Genomic DNA, 2,509 nt, shown 5'->3' on the forward strand with positions numbered 1-2,509 from the left:
ATAGTAATGATAATTATAAAGGATATAAACTCTTGGCTGTTGATGGTTCAGATATTCAAATCGCAACTAATCTAAACGATAAAGACGCTCTTTTTCAAATAGCAGAAGGTGTAAAGCCTTATAATCTGCTGCATTTGAATGCTTTATATAATCTGAAATCTCACACTTATGAGGATGCAGTCGTTTTCAAACGCAAAGAAGCCGGTGAAAACAAAGCGTTTACTGAAATGGTGGACAGATCCGCTCTGCAGGGAAATGTAATTGTGATTGCAGACAGAGGATATGAAGCATATAACAACATGGCTCATATCCAAGAAAAAGGATGGTTTTATCTAATACGGGTGAAAGATTTTAATCAATATTCATCGGTATTCTGCATGGCTTAGAGCTGCCGGATACTGATGAATTCCCTGCGGATACTCTGAAACAACTGTATGGCATGCGGTGGGGAATTGAAACTTCATTTAGAGATTTGAAATATACAGTATTTTTTTGACAAGGGAACGCTCTTGTCTATTTGTTGCATTTTTAAATCTACAAAAAACAATTAATCAGCTTGAATCAAAGGGAAAGAAAGAGAAGTTAATATCGCGAACAATACTAACTTCTCTTTAAATCCCTTAACTTAATGCCATTGAACATTTGCTAGAGAGTATTATTTTTACAGCATCTTCAAGAAATCTGAGGGAGTCATAGCTATATGCTTTTCAAGCCCTGTCTCCAGAAAGTCTTTGTCGCCGGTAAGAAGAATATCTGTACTAGTAACTATATCTGCACGAAGAGCCGTGCAGGAACCTGTCAGATTTGATGAAATAGACTGAAATTTTCATTTTTTTTGAATAAGCGATTGACAGATTATTATCGATATGATATTCTTATAAAAAAGAAAAGGGGGGGATATAATAATGAAATCTAAAAAGATAGTTATATGTAGTATAACGATTCTTACAGTTTGCATTGCTCTTTGTTTGAATATTGGTTATAAGACGAATGAAAATGGAGAAACTTATGGTCGCATGGCTCATATTGCTGATCCAACAGGAATTTTCTTAAAGGAAGATCCTGATTTGATAGCTGTAATGGCTACAAATGGAAAAAGCGGATATGTAAAAAAGGACGATTTCGTATCAGAGATTCCTAAAAATCCGGAAGAGGCATTAAACATACAAGAGGATTCTTTTGTGAAAAGTATTCCGGTCTATAAAAATGATGGTATTACTGTCATTGGAGAATTTCAATTTAATTAGTATTCGTTTATATTCTATTATAATTGAAGATAGTAAGGAGGTCGTATTATGACCTGTAGAAGCAAAGTTTTTCGGTTAGGTTTAGCGTTAGCATTAGTTGCTACATTTATGCTGGCATTAGTACCGGCTGAGAGTGAGGCTCAAACGCTAAAAACAAATGAAGCTGGGGATACGTATGGTTCCATTGTGACACAGACAGAAGTTCCAGATCTTATTGCTGCAGTAGCAACTAATGGACAAAATGGATTTGTTAAGGAAGCGGATTTTTTCGGTGAGTTACCAAAAAATCCAGAAGAGGCAATCCAGCTTCAAAAAGAACAAAAAGATCGAATAATCCCCGTTTATAAAAATGATGGGATAACGGTTATTGGGGAATTTGTTATTTCTGCACCTGATACAAATGAAAGTGGTATTCAAGCAAGATCTCTGTATTCTGCTACATCTTCAAAGAAATTTTGGACGGTTGGATCAAGAACATATTATGGTGAGGCTACCATTAACCTTTCTAAAGCAGGAACAAAATATGCAAGTTCAAGTGTTAGCCTTGGGGTTGAAAGCGGAACTTCTGTTGCAGCAGGTAATTTAGGAATAAGACCCTATGTTGTGAATGCCGCTGGTACAATTGTTGCATCGAAGGATACGTCTTTTAATAGTAGTGATGGTTGTAAGAAGTATACTACAAGCGCAACATATTCAACATCATCCGGAACATATCGTGCTTATGGTCACATCTTTATTTGGAATGGGACAAGTTACAAAGGAGATACCACGTACAATTCCCCATATTTAAATTTCTAATTTCTCCAATAGTAAGAGAAATATTCTAAATAAAAAAAGAGTCTTTATGCACTTTTGCAGAAAAATAACACTCTCCAGCATTTGCCCAATGGCATTAAGTTAAGAAAATCTCACATCACAGAAAATGTGGTGTGGGATTTTTTTGAGAATAAGTATTGACATATGAACAAAAAAATGCGGTCGCTTTAGCTGCTGAATATTTTAGAGGCAGCTAAAGCGGCCCTTGTAATTAGATAACATCTTTTTACAAGGAGGATACCGCATGAATAGGACTTCACTGGAACTAAAAAATTTGATTATGGACATTATTAATAAGCAGAAACAGGATTTAACAGACCTTGTTTCTAACCCCAAAACAGATTTTTCCAGAAACAGAAAAATACCATATGAGAAAATGATTCTTTCGTTATTGACAATGGAGGGAGCATCTTTATCAAATGAACTTTTACGGCAGTTTGGCTATG

3 protein-coding genes and 1 pseudogene are annotated in these 2,509 nt (G+C 35.4%); all 4 read left to right on the plus strand.

What is annotated here, in order from left to right; genetic code table 11:
- A partial coding sequence (locus D1155_RS15415; protein WP_160203298.1) for a transposase occupies nt 1–386 on the plus strand: 386 nt, incomplete at its 5' end.
- Between the two features lie 519 nt (nt 387–905).
- Entirely contained in the window at nt 906–1,247 is a 342-nt protein-coding gene (locus D1155_RS15425) for a hypothetical protein (protein ID WP_160203299.1), read from the plus strand.
- A gap of 48 nt (nt 1,248–1,295) precedes the next feature.
- A complete protein-coding gene (locus D1155_RS15430) occupies nt 1,296–2,045 on the plus strand; it encodes a hypothetical protein (RefSeq protein ID WP_160203300.1) in 750 nt (249 codons plus the stop codon).
- A gap of 262 nt (nt 2,046–2,307) precedes the next feature.
- Nucleotides 2,308–2,509 (plus strand): annotated as a pseudogene (locus D1155_RS15435) (IS4/IS5 family transposase); the annotation flags it as partial.

Origin of the sequence: Anaerotruncus sp. 80 (genome assembly GCF_009936115.1) — a bacterium.
Taxonomy (GTDB): Bacteria; Bacillota; Clostridia; order Peptostreptococcales; family Anaerovoracaceae; genus Senimuribacter; species Senimuribacter intestinalis.

Bases quoted from the DNA above. Each gene is read 5' to 3' on its own strand.
- D1155_RS15425 (WP_160203299.1), top strand. From the start codon at position 906: ATGAAATCTAAAAAGATAGTTATATGTAGTATAACGATTCTTACAGTT.
- D1155_RS15430 (WP_160203300.1), top strand. From the start codon at position 1,296: ATGACCTGTAGAAGCAAAGTTTTTCGGTTAGGTTTAGCGTTAGCATTA.